17 protein-coding genes are annotated in these 17,094 nt (G+C 59.8%); 7 read left to right on the top strand and 10 right to left on the bottom strand.

Annotated features, from left to right (window positions below):
* Entirely contained in the window at positions 1-477 is a 477-nt protein-coding gene (locus KFS80_RS22535) for a (R)-mandelonitrile lyase (RefSeq protein ID WP_212545966.1), read from the top strand.
* Between the two features lie 112 nt (positions 478-589).
* Here KFS80_RS22535 and paoC read toward each other — a convergent pair whose 3' ends face one another.
* Genes paoC through paoA form a run of 3 tightly spaced genes read right to left on the bottom strand, consistent with a single transcriptional unit; the run spans position 590 to position 4,358 of the window.
* Positions 590-2,788 (bottom strand): aldehyde oxidoreductase molybdenum-binding subunit PaoC, encoded by a 2,199-nt coding sequence (paoC, locus tag KFS80_RS22530; RefSeq protein ID WP_053119311.1) that lies wholly within the window; start codon positions 2,786-2,788, stop codon positions 590-592.
* The gene (locus KFS80_RS22525) at positions 2,785-3,738 is read right to left on the bottom strand and encodes an FAD binding domain-containing protein (protein WP_212545965.1); all 954 of its coding nucleotides are present in this window, start codon (positions 3,736-3,738) and stop codon (positions 2,785-2,787) included. The genes paoC and KFS80_RS22525 overlap by 4 nt, the downstream gene beginning before the upstream one ends.
* Positions 3,735-4,358, bottom strand: a complete 624-nt coding sequence (gene paoA, locus KFS80_RS22520) for an aldehyde dehydrogenase iron-sulfur subunit PaoA (RefSeq protein ID WP_159812444.1) — start codon at positions 4,356-4,358, stop codon at positions 3,735-3,737. The genes KFS80_RS22525 and paoA overlap by 4 nt, the downstream gene beginning before the upstream one ends.
* A gap of 511 nt (positions 4,359-4,869) precedes the next feature.
* Between paoA and KFS80_RS27115 the strand changes: the two genes are divergently transcribed.
* Positions 4,870-5,001, top strand: a complete 132-nt coding sequence (locus tag KFS80_RS27115) for a hypothetical protein (protein WP_276516108.1) — start codon at positions 4,870-4,872, stop codon at positions 4,999-5,001.
* Positions 5,002-5,034: 33 nt separating this feature from the next.
* Here the strand turns inward: KFS80_RS27115 and KFS80_RS22510 are convergent, their stop codons facing one another.
* Complete coding sequence (locus tag KFS80_RS22510) at positions 5,035-5,307, bottom strand: hypothetical protein (RefSeq protein ID WP_159812442.1); 273 nt, start codon at positions 5,305-5,307, stop codon at positions 5,035-5,037.
* Between the two features lie 356 nt (positions 5,308-5,663).
* Here KFS80_RS22510 and KFS80_RS22505 point away from each other — a divergent pair, with 356 nt between their 5' ends.
* Positions 5,664-6,746: a hypothetical protein gene (locus tag KFS80_RS22505; protein WP_053119323.1), complete on the top strand. Its 1,083-nt coding sequence runs from the start codon at positions 5,664-5,666 to the stop codon at positions 6,744-6,746.
* Between the two features lie 2 nt (positions 6,747-6,748).
* A complete protein-coding gene (locus KFS80_RS22500; RefSeq protein ID WP_053119325.1) occupies positions 6,749-7,102 on the top strand; it encodes a DUF1428 domain-containing protein in 354 nt (117 codons plus the stop codon).
* Between the two features lie 108 nt (positions 7,103-7,210).
* Here the strand turns inward: KFS80_RS22500 and KFS80_RS22495 are convergent, their stop codons facing one another.
* Positions 7,211-7,405: a hypothetical protein gene (locus KFS80_RS22495; protein WP_212545964.1), complete on the bottom strand. Its 195-nt coding sequence runs from the start codon at positions 7,403-7,405 to the stop codon at positions 7,211-7,213.
* Between the two features lie 106 nt (positions 7,406-7,511).
* Here KFS80_RS22495 and thpR point away from each other — a divergent pair, with 106 nt between their 5' ends.
* Positions 7,512-8,033, top strand: coding sequence for an RNA 2',3'-cyclic phosphodiesterase (thpR, locus tag KFS80_RS22490; protein ID WP_212545963.1), 522 nt, complete (start codon positions 7,512-7,514; stop codon positions 8,031-8,033).
* Positions 8,034-8,278: 245 nt separating this feature from the next.
* Here the strand turns inward: thpR and KFS80_RS22485 are convergent, their stop codons facing one another.
* The 5 genes from KFS80_RS22485 to KFS80_RS22465 form a co-directional block, all read right to left on the bottom strand.
* Positions 8,279-9,376, bottom strand: a complete 1,098-nt coding sequence (locus KFS80_RS22485; protein ID WP_159812438.1) for a polyamine ABC transporter substrate-binding protein — start codon at positions 9,374-9,376, stop codon at positions 8,279-8,281.
* Positions 9,377-9,696: 320 nt separating this feature from the next.
* Positions 9,697-10,569, bottom strand: a complete 873-nt coding sequence (locus tag KFS80_RS22480) for an ABC transporter permease subunit (protein ID WP_212545962.1) — start codon at positions 10,567-10,569, stop codon at positions 9,697-9,699.
* A complete protein-coding gene (locus tag KFS80_RS22475) occupies positions 10,566-11,447 on the bottom strand; it encodes an ABC transporter permease subunit (protein ID WP_163005261.1) in 882 nt (293 codons plus the stop codon). The genes KFS80_RS22480 and KFS80_RS22475 overlap by 4 nt, the downstream gene beginning before the upstream one ends.
* 29 nt (positions 11,448-11,476) lie before the next feature.
* Entirely contained in the window at positions 11,477-12,619 is a 1,143-nt protein-coding gene (locus KFS80_RS22470; RefSeq protein WP_053121089.1) for an ABC transporter ATP-binding protein, read from the bottom strand.
* 265 nt (positions 12,620-12,884) lie between these two features.
* Entirely contained in the window at positions 12,885-13,646 is a 762-nt protein-coding gene (locus KFS80_RS22465; RefSeq protein WP_212545961.1) for a gamma-glutamyl-gamma-aminobutyrate hydrolase family protein, read from the bottom strand.
* A 282-nt stretch (positions 13,647-13,928) separates the two neighbouring features.
* On the opposite strand from KFS80_RS22465, the gene KFS80_RS22460 reads away from it, so the two are divergent.
* On the top strand, positions 13,929-15,305 hold the full coding sequence (locus KFS80_RS22460) for a glutamine synthetase family protein (protein WP_159812436.1): 1,377 nt from the start codon (positions 13,929-13,931) through the stop codon (positions 15,303-15,305).
* 247 nt (positions 15,306-15,552) lie between these two features.
* Positions 15,553-17,043, top strand: a complete 1,491-nt coding sequence (locus KFS80_RS22455; RefSeq protein WP_212545960.1) for an aldehyde dehydrogenase — start codon at positions 15,553-15,555, stop codon at positions 17,041-17,043.
* Positions 17,044-17,094: the final 51 nt, after the last annotated feature.

The following is a 17,094-nucleotide window of genomic DNA, read 5'->3' as shown; positions in this document are numbered from 1 at the left end:
ATGAACCCGATTGCTGCTTCTGCTCTGACCCTCTCCCTGTTGGCAGGTGAAGTGCAGGCCAATGAAAATCCTCGCGTGAGCGTTACGCCCAACGGCTCGCAACCTTCGGCCCGTGGCCCGGCGGATTGGTTCACCGGCACTGTGCGCGTTGATGCACCGTTCAAGGGGTCTGATGAAGCGCGGGTCAGTGGCGCAACGGTGACATTCGAGCCGGGCGCGCGCACGGCGTGGCACACCCATCCACTGGGGCAGACATTGATCGTCACCGCTGGGGTGGGTTTCGTGCAGGAATGGGGACAACCGGTACGCGAGATTCGCCCGGGGGATACTGTATGGATTGCGCCGGGTGCCAAACATTGGCACGGGGCGGCGCCAACCACGGCGATGACGCATATCGCGATTGCTGAAGTGCTTGATGGCAAGGTGGTGGAGTGGATGGAGCAGGTGAGCGCCGAGCAATACCCGCAGATCGACTGAGACTACCCCGTGATCCATGTAGGAGCTGCCGCAGGCTGCGATCTCTTGATCTTGCTTTTAAAAATCAAAGTCAAAAGATCGCAGCCTTCGGCAGCTCCTACAGGGATTTTGTTTAGATCATCTCGGGGAGTGAGGAGAGGATTTTATCCAGCGTAATCGGATACTCCCGCACCCGCGCGCCCGTGGCGTTATAGATCGCATTCGCCACCGCCGCACTCACCCCGCAAATCCCCAACTCACCCACACCCTTGGCCTTCATCGGCGAAGAAATCGGATCAGTTTCATCAAGAAAAATCACCTCCTGATGGGGAATGTCGGCATGCACCGGCACTTCATATCCCGCCAGATCATGGTTAACAAAAAAACCGAGCTTCTTGTCGATCGACAGTTCTTCCATCAACGCCGCACCGACGCCCATGGTCATCGCGCCGATCACCTGACTGCGCGCCGCTTTCGGGTTAAGAATCCGTCCCGCCGCACACACCGCGAGCATGCGCCGCACGCGGATTTCGCCAGTCGCCGCGTCCACAGCCACCTCAACGAAATGCGCACCAAACGTCGACTGTTGATATTGCTTGGCAAGGTCGGCAAATTCGATGCTGTCCTCGGCCACCAACACGCCGTTTTGCGCAGCATTACGCAGCGGCACACGCTTGTCGCCGACGCGTACTTCACCGTCGACAAACTCAGCCTGATCCGCCGCCAACCCGAGCTTGCCCGCCACCGCTTCACGCAGTTTCATGCACGCGGCATACACCCCGGCGGTCGAGCAGTTGGCGCCGAATTGGCCGCCAGAACCCGACGAAACCGGGAAGCTCGAATCGCCCAGGTGCACCGTCACGTCCTTCAAACCCACGCCCATCATCTCGGCGGCCGTCTGCGCGATGATCGTATAGCTGCCGGTACCGATGTCGGTCATGTCGGTTTCCACGGTGACTTTGCCGTCGCGTTCCAGCTTCACCCGCGCGCCCGATTTGACCAGCAGGTTGTTACGGATCGCCGCCGCCACGCCCATGCCGATCAGCCAGCGACCTTCGCGGCGGGTGCCCGGCTGAGCATTGCGTTGGCTCCAGCCGAACTTGTCGGCGCCGGTTTGCAGGCATTCGATCAAGCGGCGCTGGGAAAACGGCCGCTCGGTTTTCACCGGATCGACCTGAGTGTCGTTGAGGATGCGGAACTGGATCGGATCAAGTTTCAGCTGCTCGGCCATTTCGTCCATGGCGATTTCCAGCACCATCAGTCCGGGCGTTTCGCCGGGGGCGCGCATGGAATTGCCTTCGGGTAGATCAAGCGGCGCGAGGCGCATCGTGACCAGACGATTTTCAGCGGCGTAGAGTAATTGACTCGGCTGCGCCGCGACCTCGACTTTGCCGTCCTCCAGGTTGCCCGACCAGCCTTCGTGGGCGATTGCCGTGAGTTTGCCGTCCGCCGTCGCACCCATGCGAATGCGCTGAATGGTGGCGGGGCGGTGGGTGGTGTTGTTGGCCATTTGCGGGCGGGCGAGGGCGACTTTCACCGGTCTGCCGGCCATTCGTGCGCCGAGTGCAGCGAGGATGGAGTCGGCGCGGATGAACAGTTTGCCGCCGAATCCGCCGCCAATGTACGGCGAAATCAGGCGGACTTTTTCCTTCGGCAAACCGAGGGTGGTGGCGATATCGTCGACGCTCCAGGCGATCATCTGATTGGACGTCCACAGCGTCAGCTCATCGCCTTTCCACGCGGCCAATGTGGCGTGCGGCTCCATCATCGCGTGTGACTGATCCGGCGTCGTGTAGGTCTGATCGAACTGCACCGGCGCGGCTTCGAACGCCTTGGCGAAATCACCGTGGCTGACGTCGGGCAGCTCTTCTTTCGGCTCGACGCCTTTGTCGCGCACGCTGGCCAGATCGAACTCACCAGTGGCCGCTACATAATCAACCTTGACCATTTGCGCGGCGGCGCGCGCCTGTTCGAAAGTCTCGGCAACGACCAAGGCGACAGCCTGGTGATAGTGCTGAATCTCCGGCCCGGCGAGCAGGTGCGCGGCGTTGTATTTGCCCTTGCCGAGTTTGCCCGCGTTGGCGGCAGTGACGATCGCCAGCACGCCCGGCGCGGCTTTCGCGTCTTCAAGGTCGATGTTGTTGATCCGGCCCTTGGCAATGGCTGAGCCGACCATGAAGCCGTAAGCCTGATTGGCCACTGCCTCGTGTTGCTCGTAGGCGTACGGCGCCTGACCGCTGGTTTTCAACGGGCCTTCGACACGGTCGGTGGGTTTGCCGATGACCTTTAACTGGTCGATCGGGTTGGTGGTGGCGGGCGTGTCGAATTTCATGCTTGTTCCCTCGCTTGCGCCAACACCGAACCGAGCGTGCGCTCGACCAGGGTCAGTTTGAATTGGTTATCGTGGGTCGGCGTCGCGCCATCGAGCAGGCGTGCGCTGACGGCTTTTGCGCCGTCGGGCAGCAGCGCTTCGGCGGCTTCGACGCGCCACGGTTTCGGTGCGATCCCGCCGACAGCGATGCGGCCGCTGCCGTCCTTTTGCAGAATCAGGCCGACCGAGACCAACGCAAATGCGTACGACGAGCGATCGCGCACCTTGTGATAAATGTGCGTGCCGCCGACAGGCGCGGGCAGGGTCACGGCGGTGATGAATTCGCCGGGCGTGAGGCTGGTTTCAATGTTCGGCGTGTTGCCGGGCAACTGATGAAAATCGGCCATGGCGATGCTGCGGGTGCTGCCGTCGGGCTTCACCGTTTCGATCTGTGCATCGAGGGCGCGCATGGCGATGGCCATGTCACTCGGGTGCGTGGCGATGCAAGCGTCGCTGACGCCGATGATCCCCAGTTGCCGACTGACGCCGCCAATTGCCGCGCAACCACTGCCGGGTTGGCGTTTATTGCAGGCCTGATTGGTGTCGTAGAAGTACGGGCAGCGCGTGCGTTGCAGCAGATTGCCGGCGGTGGTTGCCATGTTGCGCAACTGGCCGGACGCGCCGGCGAGTAAGGCGCGTGAGAGCAAAGCGTAATCCTTGCGCACGCGGCTATCGGCAGCCAGATCGGTGTTGCGCACCAGCGCGCCGATGCGCAAACCACCCTCGGGAGTGGCTTCGATCTGATCCAGGCCCAAGTGATTGACGTCGATCAGGTGCAGCGGTGTTTCGATGTCGAGCTTCATCAAGTCCAGCAGATTGGTGCCGCCGGCAATGAACTTGGCGCCTTCAATCTGCGCCGCTTGCGCAGCGGCAGCGGGGGAGTCGGCGCGGCTGTAATTGAACGGTCTCATGCCGGCACCTCCGCGACTTCAGTCATGGCTTCGATGATGTTTGAGTAAGCACCGCAGCGGCAGATATTGCCGCTCATGCGCTCCTGAAATTCACTGGCGATCAGTTGCGGGGAATCCGTCAGGCTGGGGCTGACATGGCTGGGAATGCCATCGCGGATTTCTTTGATAACTGACACTGCCGAGCAGATTTGCCCGGGCGTGCAATAGCCGCACTGATACCCGTCGTGCTTGATGAACGCGGCTTGCATCGGGTGCAACTGGTCGGGCATGCCAAGGCCTTCGATGGTGGTGATTTCACTGCCTTCGTGCATCACCGCCAGGGTCAGGCAGGAGTTGATCCGCCGACCATCGGCAATCACCGTGCAGGCGCCGCACTGGCCGTGGTCGCAGCCTTTTTTGCTGCCGGTCAGGTGCAGGTGTTCGCGCAGGGCGTCGAGCAGAGTGGTGCGGTTGTCGACCTCCAGCGCCTGGGGTTTGCCGTTGACTTGAATCGTCACTTTGCTCATGGCGGGTTGCTCCAGGTTGGCCGCATAGGCCTTGAGGCTGATAAACGGGGGCATCGCGAAGGCTGTCGCGGTCACGGCGCCGAGGATTAAAAATCTGCGTCGGGAAATCGTCATGGTTCGATTCCTTGTCTCTCTCAATCAGGGCAGCGGGGTTGCGAATGGCCCAAACGGGCAGCCAGCGTGATCGCCGGTCTCGTTAAGGAGTGACCGCGGGGGGCAGGGAAAGGTTTTGTTGGATTTACGCCAGACTGTTATGTGTGGTGTTCGGTAATCTTTTGGCGGGTTGGGATTTTGCGGTGACGGGGCTGGCCTCTTCGCGAGCAAGCTCGGCTCCTACAAGGAAAGCGGCGATGCGATGCGCTTTGTAGGAGCAAAGCTTGCTCGCGAACGGCGCTACGCCGATCCGACAGGCCGACTAACGGTCGATAGTGGCCACTGAATCAACACGGTTTTGTCCGGTCGTATCTGCGGCTGCGCGCACCGTGTCCTGAAGGCAAGGGCAGCGTGGCCGATTCCGTCGTCAAGACCTTGGTTTTAGGGAAGTGTTGAATGAAGCGCGCTACAACGATATTGCTGACCGTGACCGCCGCCGTTTTGCTCGGTGGTTGTGTGGCGGATTTTGATGATGACCATCGCCATGGCTAGCACTACGACCGCGATCATGGCCGTGATTACGACCACGACCGGCGCTGGGACGATCGCGATGATCGCCGCGACGGCCGTCGCTACTACCGTGATCGCGATGATGATTGATTGAATGAAAAGGGCGTCCCATGGGACGCCCTTGTTGTTAAAAGTGAGCGCTCGCCTGGACGCGGGATCGCGTAGGCACGGAGGCCTCGATGTCCAGCAAATGGGTGGCGAGAATGTCGCTCAGAAAGCGGAACTGATCATTGATGCCGACCACTTCATTGCTGAAATGATTGATCGCGGCGGGCATCAGCAGATCTTCGAAAGCTTCGTTGAACACCAGCGCCTGCGTCTTGTGCGACACGTAGTTCTGGTCGTAGTAGTTGCTGCCGAACACCGGGAAACTCACGGAGAGTGTGATGGTGTGAATCATGATGTGAACTCCTCGTTGCGTCTCGGATGTGGCAATCGTGCCTTTGATGGGCGGTGGGCGGAAGGCAATCGTGGCGATGGTGGATATCGATGGCAGTGATGGTTGCGGTTTTTTGTTGCTGCTGATGGTTTCTTCGCGAGCAGGCTCGCTCCCACAGGGGATTGCATTCCAAATGTGGGAGCGAGCTTGCTCGCGAAGGCGTCCGGTCAGTCGATTGATAGGTAGCTGATACACCGCCTTCGCGAGCAAGCCCGCTCCCACAATGGATCAGTGGTGTTTTCAGGTGAGCGGGCCAACGGCCCATCCCCGCACCTATACTCAAATCTGCCTCTTCCTGTTCAAAGGACTCCACCACCGTGAACCTGCGTGCGCTGCTCGTCGCCGCACTGTTTCTGCTGGCCGGCTGCGCCACGTCGGCCCGTGCCCCGGTGTCAGCGCCTAAAGCCGTGTTCGTCTCGCCTGCAACCTGGCAGCAGATCGACCGCGAGATCGTCAGCGCCTCCCAGCAGGCCACCGAGCAGGTCAAGCTGTTTGCCCGCGGTTCGATGGAACATTGGCGCATTCGCGTCTATGAGCAAACTGAAGAAAATTTCATCCCGTGGTTCAGCAGCTACTGGACGCAGGAATGGCTATCGATGAAGGTCAGTTGGTACACCGTCAGTGCCGGTGGCGAACAGGACGCTTCCGCCAAGCGTCTGGCGGCGTATCTGCTTGAGCAGTATCAGAAAAAAGTACTGGCGCCGGTGGCGGTGGAGGTCGACCCGGACGCGATTCTCGGTCAGGCCACGGCGTTCTATGCGCAGTTGATGGCCCAGCAGATGCCGCTCATCGCCCAGCGTCATGGGGTGCCGGTTGCTCAGCTCAATGGGCGGTTGCAGAAGATTCCGGCGATCGCGCTCGGCCCTCCGCCAGCGCGCGATGCTTCGTTGTATCAAGTCATCAGCAGCGAACCGCTGAACACGCTGCCGGCGTATGCCGCGCTCATCGACAAGATCCATACCGACGGCGGCGCCAAGGGGATTGCCTCGACGGACGCCGGCATGGCGCCGGTGGCCAAACGCGCGAGCCAGCGCATGGAAGCGGAGATGGCCCCGCGCGGGGCTGCCAGTGCCGTGGCAGCCGCCGCTGGGAAGTTGGCCGGTGGACTGATTTCGGTGGGTGTCGCGGGGATCCGCGCGATCATTCAGGCCAACGATCGCCCAGACAGCGAAGCGTTGATCCGCAACAGTCTCGGCAGCACCTTTGATAAGGCCTGGCTGAAACTGGTGCAGAACCCGACGACCGGCGTCATGGCCGGCACGCTGCACATGGCCGGTCAGGTCGAACGCAATCTGGGTGCGCGGGAGGAACCGTCGGTCGGCTTGGGCGTGAACCGTGTCGAATGGCAGCCGCCGGATTCGACTACTCAGCAGATCGAACCCAACGTACAAGGAGAATGATCATGGCTTACATCGATATTTTCGTGGCGCCTGTGCCGACTGCCAATCGTGAACAGTACAAACAACACTGCGTGATCGCGGCAAAACTGTTCAAGGAATACGGCGCGCTGAGCGTGGCTGAATGCTGGGGCGATGACGTGCCGGACGGCAAGCTCACGTCGTTCCCGATGGCGGTGAAACTCAAGGAGGGCGAAACCGTGGTGTCTGGCTGGCTGATCTGGCCGGACAAAGCCACCCGCGATGCCGGCATGGCAAAAATGATGGAAGACCCGCGCATGCAACCCGACGTCAACCCGATGCCGTTTGATGGGCAGCGCATGATCTACGGCGGCTTCCAATACCTCCTTGAACCTTGACCCCACACCATCCCCTGTAGGCGCTGCGGCACGCTGCGATATTTTGATTTTGATTTTAAAAACAAGATCAAAAGATCGCAGCGTGCCGCAGCTCCTACAGGGATATCGTCACTCGGGTGAGGGAGTGATTCGGCAGCTTTTGCGCTGGCGAATTTCTTCGTCGCTTGGACGTTCGCGGACGAATTCAAAACGCGGTTCACCCTCGCTGTAATGCACCAGCCAGCCCCATTCCAGTTCCTTTTCATCCTGCCCGGGATTCGGCGGTCGGGCCCACCATGGCTCTTTGCTGAGGATCTCGCGCATGGCGGCCTCCGGTTGATGGCAATCCTTGAACTATAGCTGCCTGTCGCGAGTCGTCAGTTCAGGCTGTGTAGAATCTGGCGGATTGCGATGAACAAGGAGCAGGGACATGACCGATGAAGTGAAGCGACTGTTTTTCGCCCTCGACTGCCCGCCGGTGCAGCGCAAGGCGATTGCTCAGTGGCGCGGCGAGTTGGGTTTGCGCACCGGCAAACCGGTGCCGGCCGATAACTTTCATCTGACGCTGTTGTTTCTCGGTGCGGTGCCGTTGGCGCAGATCAATGAAGTTTGCCAAGCCGCCAGCAAAGTGCGCACGCCCGGGGAGGCGTTGAGGATTTCGCTGGATCGCTTGCAGGTCTGGCATCGTCCGGGCGTGTTGTCGCTGGCGCCTGAGCAGGCACCGCAGGCGTTGTTGCGCTTGGTCTATGCGTTGGAACAGGCGATGTTGCCTTTCGGTTTTGAAGAGACACCCCGCGAGTTTCGCCCGCACCTGACGTTGGTCCGTGATTACCGCGCGCCGGAGCCGGAATCCGCTATGCCACCGGAGTTCTTTTTGCGAGCTGAACGCTTTGCCTTGTTTGAATCGCACAAGGGCCGTTATCGCGTTTTGCAGGATTGGCCGCTGACCTGACGCGACAAAAAAAGGCGCCCGAAGGCGCCTGAGAATTCACCTGAGCCGAGGGAGCCAGGTGAGGCCGTTCATAGAGAGGTTGCAGCGGTGGTAAGGCGCTGCGCGAACGGGAAATTTTTACACTGATCGTTCCTACGCTCTGCGTGGGAATGCCTCTTGTGACGCTCCGCGTCACGCTTTGGGACGCAGAGCGTCCCGGGCTGCGTTCCCACGCGGAGCGTGGGAACGATCATCGCGCGTATCAGTTATTTACCGAGCTTCACCCGGGTCCAGCCGCGCGTCATGATCCGCTGCGTGGCAATCGGTTGATCCGGCACGGCGTACAACGTCGCCATCACCGCGTCTGTCGGGTACGAGCCCGGGTCGTTGCGGATCGCTTCATCCACCAGTGGCGTGGCCGCCGCGTTGGCGTTGCTGTAGCCGATGCTGTTGGTGACTTCGGCGATGATGTCCGGGCGCATCAGGAAATTCATGAACAGATAGGCGTTGTCGACGTTGCTGGCATCGCGCGGAATCGCGACCATGTCGTAGAAGCTGCCGGCGCCTTCCTTGGGAATGCTGTAATCGATCACCACGTTGTTGCCCGATTCCACGGCGCGGGCCTTGGCCTGCAGCACGTCACCGGAGTAACCGACCGCCACGCAAATGTTGCCGTTGGCCAGATCGGAGATGTATTTCGAAGAATGGAAATACGCCACATACGGACGGATTTTCATGAACAGCGCTTCGGCTTCGGCGATGTGCGCGGTGTCCTTGTCGTTCACCGGGTAGCCCAGGTAGTGCAGGGCGGCCGGGAGCATTTCGGTCGGCGAATCGAGGAAGCTGATGCCGCAGGCTTTGAGCTTCTCGGCGTTCTCAGGCTTGAACAGCAAGTCCCAGGAGTTGGTCGGGGCGTTGGCGCCGAGCACTTCCTTGACCTTGGCCGGGTTGAAACCGATGCCGATCGAGCCCCACATGTACGGGAACGCATGAGCGTTGTCCGGATCACTGGCGGCGGCGTTTTTCAGCAGCACCGGGTTGAGATTCTTCCAGTTCGGCAGCTTCGATTTGTCCAGCGTCTGATAGACGCCAGCCTTGATCTGTTTGGCCAGGAAACTGTTGGACGGCACGACGATGTCGTAACCGGATTTGCCCGCCAGCAAGCGCGCCTCAAGGGTCTCGTTGCTGTCGAAGACGTCATAGGTCACACGGATGCCGGTCTCGTCTTCGAATTTCTTGACGGTGTCCGGCGCGATGTAATCGGACCAGTTGTAAACACGCAGCACCTTGTCGTTGGCCTGGGCGCCCATGACGATTGCGCCCATTAAGGACAGTGTCAGCAGAGTCCTGCCAAACATTTTCATCGGTACAACTCCATTCTTTTTATTCACATTACGTAAAGCCCCCTCATCCGACTGACCGAGGGGCTGACTACATTTTTGTAGGAGCTGCGGCACGCTGCGATCTTTTGATTTTGTTTTTCAAGATCAACAGATCGCAGCGTTCCGCAGCTCCTACAGAAGCTATCGGCTGTACATGGAACTATGTGGCGAGGGGATTTATCCCCGCTCGGCTGCGAAGCAGTCGCAAAACCTGAATACAGAGTTTTCAGGTAGAACTGCTGGGGCCGCTTCGCAGCCCAACGGGGATAAATCCCCTCGCCACAGTTGTTCATCGGTGTTGCTTAGGCAGTCGCCGTTGCCGGCTGCTGCCACGACTCATTCGCGGTCTGATCCATTGCTTCCTGAATCGCACGCTTGCGGTTGGCTTCTGCCTTGCGGCCGAAGTACCAGACGAGGAAGGTCACCAGCGACACCGCCAGCAGAATCAGGCTCGCCACTGCGTTGATCTCAGGTTTCACGCCCAGACGCACGGCCGAGAACACTTCCATCGGCAACGTCGTCGAACCCGGCCCGGACACGAAGCTCGCCAACACCAGGTCATCCAGCGACAAAGCGAACGACATCATGCCGCCCGCGGCCAGCGACGGCGCGATCATCGGGATGGTGATCAGGAAAAACACCTTGAACGGCTTCGCACCGAGGTCCATCGCCGCTTCTTCGATCGACAGATCCAGCTCGCGAAGGCGGGCGGAGACTACCACTGCCACATAAGCGGCACAAAACGTGGTGTGGGCGATCCAGATGGTGACGATGCCACGCTCCTGCGGCCAGCCGATCAACTGCGCCATTGCCACAAACAGCAGCAACAGCGACAGACCGGTGATCACTTCAGGCATCACCAACGGCGCGGTGACCAGACCGCCGAATAGAGTGCGGCCCTTGAAGCGAGTTACACGGGTCAGCACGAATGCCGCCAATGTGCCCAATGCCACCGCAGCAATCGCGGTGTAGCAGGCGATTTCCAGCGAGCGCACCACCGAGCCCATCAGTTGCGTGTTGTCGAGCAGGCCGACATACCACTTGATCGACCAGCCACCCCACACCGTCACCAGTTTCGAGGCGTTGAACGAGTAGATCACCAGAATCAGCATCGGCAGATAAATGAACATCAGGCCGAAGATCAACATGAACTTGGAAAAACCGAAGCGTTTCATCCCCGTGCCTCCATCTCTTTGGCCTGGCTGCGGTTGAACAGCAGAATCGGCACAATCAGGATCAACAGCATCACCACCGCCAGGGCAGATGCCACCGGCCAGTCGCGGTTATTGAAGAACTCTTGCCACAGCACGCGACCGATCATCAGCGTCTCCGGGCCACCCAGCAGTTCTGGGATCACGAACTCACCGACCACCGGAATGAATACCAGCATGCAACCGGCAATAATCCCGTTCTTGGCCAGCGGCACGGTGATTTTCCAGAAGTTGTTGAAGTTGCTCGAACCCAGATCCGACGCGGCTTCCAGCAGGCTGCCGTCGTGCTTGACGAGGTTGGCGTACAGCGGCAACACCATGAACGGCAGGTAGGCGTAAACCACGCCTATATAGACGGCGGTGTTGGTGTTGAGGATCTCGATCGGGTGATCGGTGAGCCCCGTCCACATCAGAAACGCGTTGAGCAGACCGTTGTTGCTGAGGATGCCCATCCACGCGTAAACGCGGATCAGGATCGCGGTCCAGGTTGGCATCATGATCAACAGCAGCAGGACGTTTTGCGTTTCCTTGCCGGTTTTGGTGATCGCGTACGCCATCGGGAAACCGATCAGCAGGCACATCATCGTGCTCAGCGCGGCGACCTTCAGCGAACCGAGGTAGGCCGACAGGTACAGCTCGTCTTCGCCGAGCATGGTGTAGTTGCCGATGTTCAGCAGCAGCTGGAATTTCTGTTCGGCGTAGGTGTAGATCTCCGAGTACGGCGGGATCGACAGCGCGGCTTCCGAGAAGCTGATCTTCATCACCAGAAAGAACGGCAGCATGAAGAACAGGAACAGCCAGATGAACGGAATACCGATCACCAGTTTTCGTCCGCTGGGCACCAGGCGCAGGAATTGCTGATTGAAGGTTCTCATGAGCGCAGTACCACGCCGCTGTCGTCTTCCCACCAGACGTAGACTTTGTCGTCCCAGGTCGGACGCGCGCCACGGCGTTCGGCGTTGGCCATGAACGACTGGACGATTTTGCCGCCCGGCAGTTCGACGTAGAACACCGAGTGACCGCCGAGGTAAGCGATGTCATGCACTTTGCCTTCGGACCAGTTGTAGCGGAACTCCGGTTTAGTGGTGCTGACCAGCATTTTTTCCGGACGGATCGCGTAGGTGATCGACTTGTCCTGAACCGAGGTGCTGACGCCGTGACCGACGTAGATCTTCTGCTGCAAATCCGGGCTGTGAATGATCGCGTGGCCTTCAAGGTCTTCCACCACGGTGCCGTCGAAGGCGTTCACGTTGCCGATGAATTCGCAAACCATGCGGCTGACCGGTGCTTCATAAATGTCGATCGGGCTGCCGATCTGCGCGATCCAGCCCAGGTGCATGATGGCGATGCGCTCAGCCATGGTCATGGCTTCTTCCTGGTCGTGGGTCACCATCACGCAGGTCACGCCGACGCGCTCGATGATTTGCACCAGCTCCAGTTGCATCTGCGAACGCAGCTTTTTATCCAGCGCACCCATCGGTTCGTCGAGCAGCAACAGCTTTGGACGTTTGGCCAGCGAGCGGGCGAGGGCGACGCGTTGACGCTGACCGCCGGACAACTGATGCGGTTTGCGTTTGGCGTACTGGGTCATGTGCACGAGGCGCAGCATTTCATCGACGCGGGCATCGATTTCACTGGCCGGCAAACGGTCCTGCTTGAGGCCGAAGGCGATGTTCTGCGCGACGGTCATGTGTGGGAACAGCGCATAGGACTGGAACATCATGTTGATCGGCCGCTCGTACGGCGGCATGTCGGTGATGTCCACGCCGTCGAGCAGAATCCGCCCTTCAGTCGGCCGCTCGAAACCGGCAAGCATGCGCAGCAGGGTCGATTTGCCCGAACCGGAGCCGCCGAGCAGGGCGAAGATTTCGCCCTGATGGATCTCCAGGGACACATCGTCCACTGCCGTGGTTTCGTCGAACTTCTTGGTGACACGATCGACTTTCACCAGAACCTTTTTCGGTTGCTGATGACCTTCAAGTGCCTTCCGGTAAGTGCTGGAGGCGTTTGCCATGTGAAACTCCCAACAGGTTTCGTTCGCTCAGCCAACGTGGCCGGGCTTAAGTGGATTGCAAGCCTGCAGGTGCATTTCCGGTCGGATCACATCCCCCTGTGGGAGCGGGCTTGCTCCTGCCATCCGGCTTGTTCGGCGCCGCCGTCCTGGCTGCCTGGGTCGTACTTGTTGTTATTACAGGTGTTGCTGTTCACGAATGACGGATGTGCGCAGGCACACCCGACATCCGAGGGGGCAGTAAATCGTTACGTATTCTTGGGTTGGATCAGCGTTGGTTGCGCTGCGCCGCCCGTTGCCGGCAAGCCGCGCCGAATGCCTGGAAAATCTTCAGGTAGTTCGGGTTGTCCAGCACCTGCCATTCCGGGTGCCATTGCACGCCGAGGGCAAAGGTCGGGCTGTCGGCGACCGAGATCGCTTCGATCAAACCGTCCGGCGCCACGGCTTCGGCACGCAGGCCGGGCGCGAGGCGGTCGATGCCCTGGCTGTGAATCGAATTGACCTGAAACTCACCCGGCAACTCGAGCGCTTCGAACACGCCACCGCCCAGTACCGTCACGGCATGCGCCGGCGCGTACTGCACGGCGAGTTCCGGGCTGTCGGCCTCGCGGTGATCAAGCATGCCCGGCAGCTCATGCACCTTCTGATGCAGGCTGCCACCGAACGCGACGTTCATTTCCTGAAAGCCACGGCAGATGCCGAGCACCGGAACGCCCGCCGCGATGGCTGCACGTAATAAAGGAAGAGTCGTGGCATCCCGCGCCGGATCGTGATCCGTGCCGGGTGCGCTGGCCGGGCCTTGATAGTGGAAAGGTTCCACGTTCGAGGGCGAGCCGGTCAGCAACAGACCGTCGAGTTGACCGAGCAGGTCATCGATTTCAGTCAGGTTGCCAAGGGAAGGAATGACCACTGGCAACCCGTTGGCGCCAACGCTGACAGCACGTAAGTACTTGTCACCGCTGATGTGATAGGGGTGCAGGCCAATCTGTTTGACGCACGCTGTAACGCCGATCAATGGCTTGAATGCCATTTTTATTCACCTCGAAGTTTGACACTTGAACGAGCTTTTCCGGAGCTTATCCGCGTTTATTTTAATTAACAACTGCCATGTAAAAAATACTAAACGCCGTTCATCAAATCTTCATGAATCTAGGGGCTTTGGCGCCTGTGTTGGCACGAGAGTGTTAATAAAAGCCCTAAAAATAAACCCTTGGAGGCCAGCTGTTCGCTATTGACTTCACTTTGCCTTTCGGATTGACTGGCTGCGCAACACGGTAGTGAACATAATAATTAACAGCTAAATAGGTGCATCATGTCGGTCCCTCTGCGTACCGTTCAACTCAACGAAGCAAACGCATTCCTTAAGAAATATCCTGAGGTTTTGTACGTCGACCTTCTGATTGCGGATATGAACGGTGTGGTGCGCGGCAAGCGCATCGAACGCACCAGTCTTCATAAGGTTTACGAGAAAGGCATCAACCTGCCGGCCTCGCTTTTCGCCCTCGACATCAATGGCTCCACGGTGGAAAGCACCGGTCTGGGTCTGGACATCGGTGATGCTGACCGCATCTGCTACCCGATCCCCGGCACCCTGAGCATCGAACCTTGGCAAAAGCGCCCGACCGCACAACTGTTAATGACCATGCACGAACTGGAAGGCCAGCCGTTCTTCGCTGACCCGCGTGAAGTGTTGGCCAACGTCGTGCGCAAGTTCGACGAAATGGGCCTGACCATCTGCGCCGCGTTCGAACTCGAGTTTTATCTGATCGACCAGGACAACGTGAACGGCCGTCCACAATCGCCACGTTCGCCAGTCTCCGGCAAGCGTCCGGTGTCGACTCAGGTGTACCTGATCGACGATCTCGACGAATACGTCGACTGCCTGCAAGACATCCTTGAAGGCGCGAAAGAGCAGGGCATTCCGGCTGACGCCATCGTCAAGGAAAGCGCCCCGGCGCAGTTCGAAGTCAACCTGCATCACGTGTCCGACCCGATCAAGGCGTGCGACTACGCCGTCCTGCTCAAGCGTCTGGTGAAGAACATCGCCTACGACCACGAGATGGACACCACCTTCATGGCCAAGCCGTATCCGGGCCAGGCGGGCAACGGTCTGCACGTACACATTTCGATCCTGGACAAAGAAGGCAACAACATCTTCGCCAGCGAGGATCCCGAGCAGAACGCCGCGCTGCGTCACGCGATCGGCGGTGTGCTCGAGACCCTGCCTGCGCAAATGGCCTTCCTCTGCCCGAACGTCAACTCTTACCGCCGCTTTGGCGCGCAGTTCTACGTACCGAACTCGCCAAGCTGGGGCATCGACAACCGCACCGTGGCCGTGCGCGTACCGACCGGTTCACCGGACTCCGTGCGCATCGAGCACCGTGTTGCCGGTGCCGACGCCAACCCGTACTTGCTGATGGCGTCTGTCCTGGCCGGTATTCACCACGGTCTGACCAACAAGATCGAGCCGGGCGCGCCGGTTGAAGGCAACAGCTACGAGCAGAACGAACAGAGCCTGCCGAACAACCTGCGCGACGCATTGCGCGAGCTGGACGACAGCGAAGTCATGGCCAAGTACATCGACCCGCTGTACATCGACGTCTTCGTCGCGTGCAAGGAAAGCGAACTGGCCGAGTTCGAAAACTCGATCTCTGACCTTGAGTACAACTGGTATCTGCATACGGTCTGAAAAACCCCCTCACCCTAACCCTCTCCCAAAGGGAGAGGGGACTGATTCGGGGATGCTCGGGCAATCCGCCGACCTGAACGATTTTTGCCGAATCCATATTCGACTCGGTCGTTCAGGTCGGTGCCGATCCCAAGACACTTCGGTCGGTTCCCTCTACCTCCGGGAGAGGGCTAGGGTGAGGGCAGCCATCCAAGCCAGACATCGCAGCCAGACAACACCCCCAATTCCCCCTTGTCGAGCCACAACAATGACAACTACCCGCAACGACTGGGAACAACGCTTCCAGTCTCTGACCATCGAGTCCCGCGCGTTCATCAACGGTGAATATCGCCCGGCGATCAGTGGCGATACCTTCGAATGCTTGAGCCCTGTTGACGGCCGTTTCCTCGCCTCCGTGGCCAGCACCGATGAAGCCGACGCCAACCTCGCCGTTGAAGTCGCGCGCCAGTCTTTTGAGTCCGGCGTGTGGGCGCACAAAGCCCCGGCCGAGCGCAAGCGCATCCTGATTCGCTTCGCCGATCTGATCCTGCATAACCAGGAAGAACTGGCGCTGCTGGAAACCCTCGACATGGGTAAACCGATCAGCGATTCGATGAGCATCGACATCCCGGCGACCGCTAACGCGATCCGCTGGAGCGCCGAAGCCATCGACAAGATTTACGATGAAGTCGCCGCGACTCCGCACGACCAACTCGGCCTGATCACCCGCGAGCCGTCGGGCGTCGTAGCGGCCATCGTGCCGTGGAACTTCCCGTTGATCATGGCCAGCTGGAAATTTGCCCCGGCACTGGCGGCGGGCAACTCGTTCATTCTGAAACCTTCGGAAAAGTCGCCACTGACGGCGATCCGCATCGCGCAACTGGCGCTGGATGCCGGCATTCCGAAAGGCGTGTTCAACGTGCTGCCAGGCTTCGGCCACACCGTCGGCAAAGCGTTGGCGTTGCACATGGACGTCGACGTGCTGGCCTTCACCGGCTCCACGGCGATTGCCAAGCAACTGATGATTTATGCCGGCCAAAGCAACATGAAACGCGTCTGGCTCGAAGCAGGGGGCAAGAGCCCGAACGTGGTGTTTGCCGACGCACCGGATTTGCGCGCGGCAGCACAAGCAGCGGCCGGCGCCATTGCGTTCAACCAGGGCGAAGTCTGCACTGCGGGTTCGCGCCTGCTGGTCGAGCGTTCGATCCGCGAGCAATTCATTCCGCTGCTGGTGGAAGCACTGCAAGCGTGGAAACCGGGGCACGCCCTCGATCCAGCCACCACCGTCGGCGCCGTGGTCGATCAGCGTCAACTCGACAACGTGCTGCGCTACATCAGCATTGGTCGCGAGCAGGGCGCCGAGCTGATTGCCGGCGGCCAGCGCACCCTCGAAGAAACCGGCGGCCTGTACGTGCAACCGGCGCTGTTCGACGGCGTGACCAACGCGATGACCATCGCTCAGGAAGAAATCTTCGGCCCGGTGCTGTCGCTGATCACCTTCGACACCGTTGAAGAAGCGCTGCAGATCGCCAACGACAGCATCTTCGGCCTCGCCGCCGGTGTCTGGACCAGCAACCTGAGCAAGGCGCACACCTTCGCGCGCGGCTTGCGTGCCGGCAGCGTCTGGGTCAACCAGTACGACGGCGGCGACATGACCGCACCGTTCGGTGGCTTCAAACAGTCGGGCAACGGTCGCGATAAATCGCTGCACGCGTTCGACAAGTACACCGAGCTGAAAGCGACCTGGATCAAGCTCTAACTCTTTTACCGCGGCGGTCGCCGGCAGTGATCGGCGACCTTCGGAGAACAA

Source organism: Pseudomonas rustica, from assembly GCF_018336155.1.
GTDB classification, from domain to species: Bacteria; Pseudomonadota; Gammaproteobacteria; order Pseudomonadales; family Pseudomonadaceae; genus Aquipseudomonas; species Aquipseudomonas rustica.
The sequence above is the reverse complement of the archived record's forward strand: the minus strand, read 5'-3'. Positions and strand labels throughout refer to the sequence as shown.